Raw genomic sequence first — 3009 nt, 5'->3', positions numbered from 1 at the left:
CATAAGCTCTCCCGCGGGCTTGTTGTCCCAGAGGGGAATCGGGCTGTGGCGTCAGGTACTACTCGGTTAAAGTCTACCCACCTTTGGGGGGGTAATTAAAGTACCTTTAAACATACAAGGGGACCGAATGTGCCACAAATTAACTGTCGTACCTGGTCATTGAACCCATGCCACAGATGATCTCCAGCACCTTACCGCGACACCAAACTGACTCCCTGGTGTCCATGAGGAGCATGGTCTATACATTGGGAGAGGGTGGGGGTGAGGGGCTGTTAGGTACATCTGTAATTATCAGCCCGTAAATCAGAACATCACCTGGCCACCGGTAATGTTGATCGACTGGCCGGTGCAGTAAGCGGCCTTGTCGCTGGCATAAAACAGCAGCGTGTTCAGCACGTCCTGGTAGTCACAACCGCGTTTCAGCGGCACCTTATCGGTGTAATACTTCTCGACCTCTTCAGGCTTGATGCCCAGTTTCTGCGCATACTGTGGCAGTAGCGACTGGAACATCGGCGATTTCAACAGATTGCCGAGCATCAGGGAGTGCACGGTAATACCGTAATCGGCCAGATCGAGCGCCAGCGACTGCGTCAATCCAACGCCGCCGAACTTGGCGGCGCTGTAGCCGGAATTATGCTTGCTGCCGACCTTGCCGGATTTTGAGTTGATCTGAATGATGCGCCCGGCGATACCGTCGCGGATCATCAGGCGAGAGAACTCGCGGGCACACAGGAAATAACCCACCAGGTTCACCTGTAAGGAACGGTCAAAATCCCCCAGAGGGAAATCGGTGATCGGGGCGGCTTTGGCAATCCCGGCGCTGTACACCAACAGGTTGGTCTGACCGAAAGCCCGGTCGACCGCACCAGCCAGCGCGATAACGCTGGCCTCATCGGTGGCATCGGCCTGGAAACCGATGGCGCGATCGGCCCCGAACTCCTGATTGATTTGCTGTGCCACCAGATTGGCATTGTCGGCATTCAGATCGGCGACCGCAACGCGATAACCCGCTTCAGCCAGGCCATGGCACAGGAAAGCCCCCAACGTTTGGCCACCGCCAATCACTACAGCTACTTCAGACATGATCTACTCCTTATGCGATAAATTTCAGTGTGCTGCCTAACGTGACATCGGCTGGCGTGCTACCTGTTACGTGGATCGTCCCAGGGAATTCGGCCTGAGTTTCTCCGTCAAAACGTACGGTGATATGGCCTAGTTCGCGCAGGTTCTGGGTGGCAACCTCACCGACGGCGGTGATGGGGTAGCGTCGATCGCCAAGCTCCATCACGCCACCTGCTTGTAATTCACCGGCGGTATCGCCGTGCTGGTGGATGAAGCAGTACTCTTCAATGTCAGCCGGTGCGCCTTCGCGGAAGGTAATCAGCATGTTGTCCAACAGTGCGTCACGGGCGCAGCCGCCAATCTGGGTGATGGTGGTCTGGAAAATGGTGCTCATGGTTTTCCTCCGGGCAATTTATTGATAGATAAAGGCCGATGCGGCCCAGGCGATCAGTACCGTAGGTGCGCCAGTGAGGAAGCGCCCGACCAATACCGAAGGGACGCCGACACGCACCGTATCCTGCTTGGCCTCTGCCAAGGACAGACCCACCGGAATAAAGTCGCAGGAGGCTTGGGCATTAATGGCGAACAGCGCCGGTAGCGCCAACTGAGGGGGGATATGGCCAAGGCCAATCTGTACGCCCACCAACACGCCGATGACCTGAGCGATGACGGCGCCAGGGCCGAGGAACGGTGAAAGCAGTGGGAAGGAACAGATCAGCGCCAATGTCACCAAACCGATTGGGCTGTTGGCCAGCGGCGTCAGACCGTGGGCGATAAAGTCACCGAGACCAGAGGCCATGATGATACCGATCAGCGCTGAGACGAAGGCCATAAATGGCAGAATGGTTTTTAACACGGTGTCGATGGTGTCACGTCCAGACTGGAAGAACACCGCCACCACCGAGCCCATGCCCATGCCAACCTTGGCCAGCAAGCCATCGCTTTGTTCGGTGATTTTCTTGCTGGTGTCGTAGTCGCGGGCTTTCGGCTGCGCTTGAGGTTCGGGAGCCGCAGAACCCTCTGCAATCTCGACCAGACTGATGTTGTTTTCCCGCACGCCGGAAACGTAGATATCTTCCAGAATAAATTGTGCCAGCGGGCCAGACTGGCCAGTCGCGTGGATATTGATGGTCGGAATGCGGCGTTTAGGGTAGATACCGCAACGCAAGGTACCGCCACAGTCAATAATCGCCAGACCGATTTCTTCCGCTGGTGGTTCGCCTTCCTTAAAACCGTCCACCGCAGGCCAGCCGGTTAAATCGCTGAGTTTGTCGACGATCGCCGGGCGAGTACCGGCGGTGATATAGACGATCTTCTTGCCGGGCTCAATGGGCAATTGCAGTGGGCCACCCCAGCCGCTGGCACCTTTCTCGATACGGATATAAGCACTCATGCTGCACTCCACAATTTAAAGTTGAACCTGACGATCCAGTTGGATACCCATCTTGCGTTCAAACACGCTGGTGGTGAGATCGGTGATCCAGCCCCGGAAGAAGTTGGTGAACAGCCCCACCAGGAAATAACTCACCGCCAAAGGCCCCAGCGGCAGGCCGAGCGTGGTCAGTCCGCTGGCGATGCCGAGGTAAACAAACAGTTCGCCGGGGTTGATATGTGGGAATAGTCCGTTCATGGAGTGGCAGCTGTAAGAGGCGGCAGCGTAGTAACTTGGTTTGTATTTCTCAGGCATAAAGCGCCCGAGGCTGAGGGTCATCGGGTTACAGAACACAAAGGTGCCGATCAGCGGCAGCAGCAGATAGCGTGCAACCGGGTTACCGGCACAGCGCTGTGCCAAACGTTCGATACGTTCCTGGCCAACAAATTTGATCAACGCGTTCATGATAACTAACAGGCTGATCAACAACGGTAAAATGCCGGTCACCATACCGACAAACACTTCCCCGCCTTTTTGGAACAGGCCGATAAACCATTCGGCTCCGTGGGTTATTA

At 56.1% G+C, this 3009-nt stretch carries 4 protein-coding genes; all 4 read right to left on the bottom strand.

Annotated elements, in window-relative coordinates:
• Window positions 1-303: 303 nt before the first annotated feature.
• Genes srlD through ACLQ7H_RS07050 form a run of 4 tightly spaced genes read right to left on the bottom strand, consistent with a single transcriptional unit; the run spans window position 304 to window position 3007 of the window.
• Window positions 304-1083: a sorbitol-6-phosphate dehydrogenase gene (gene srlD, locus ACLQ7H_RS07065; RefSeq protein ID WP_411752049.1), complete on the bottom strand. Its 780-nt coding sequence runs from the start codon at window positions 1081-1083 to the stop codon at window positions 304-306.
• Window positions 1084-1093: 10 nt separating this feature from the next.
• Entirely contained in the window at window positions 1094-1456 is a 363-nt protein-coding gene (gene srlB, locus ACLQ7H_RS07060; RefSeq protein WP_411752048.1) for a PTS glucitol/sorbitol transporter subunit IIA, read from the bottom strand.
• A gap of 18 nt (window positions 1457-1474) precedes the next feature.
• Window positions 1475-2455 carry a PTS glucitol/sorbitol transporter subunit IIB gene (locus tag ACLQ7H_RS07055; protein WP_411752047.1) on the bottom strand — a complete coding sequence of 327 codons (981 nt, stop codon included), beginning with the start codon at window positions 2453-2455 and terminating at the stop codon, window positions 1475-1477.
• A 15-nt stretch (window positions 2456-2470) separates the two neighbouring features.
• Entirely contained in the window at window positions 2471-3007 is a 537-nt protein-coding gene (locus tag ACLQ7H_RS07050; protein WP_411752046.1) for a PTS glucitol/sorbitol transporter subunit IIC, read from the bottom strand.
• Between the last annotated feature and the right edge of the window lie 2 nt (window positions 3008-3009).

Source organism: Serratia sp. (in: enterobacteria), from assembly GCF_046715635.1.
GTDB lineage: Bacteria > Pseudomonadota > Gammaproteobacteria > Enterobacterales > Enterobacteriaceae > Chania.
Note: the sequence above shows the minus strand (reverse complement) of the source record. Positions and strands in the feature narration are given on the sequence as shown.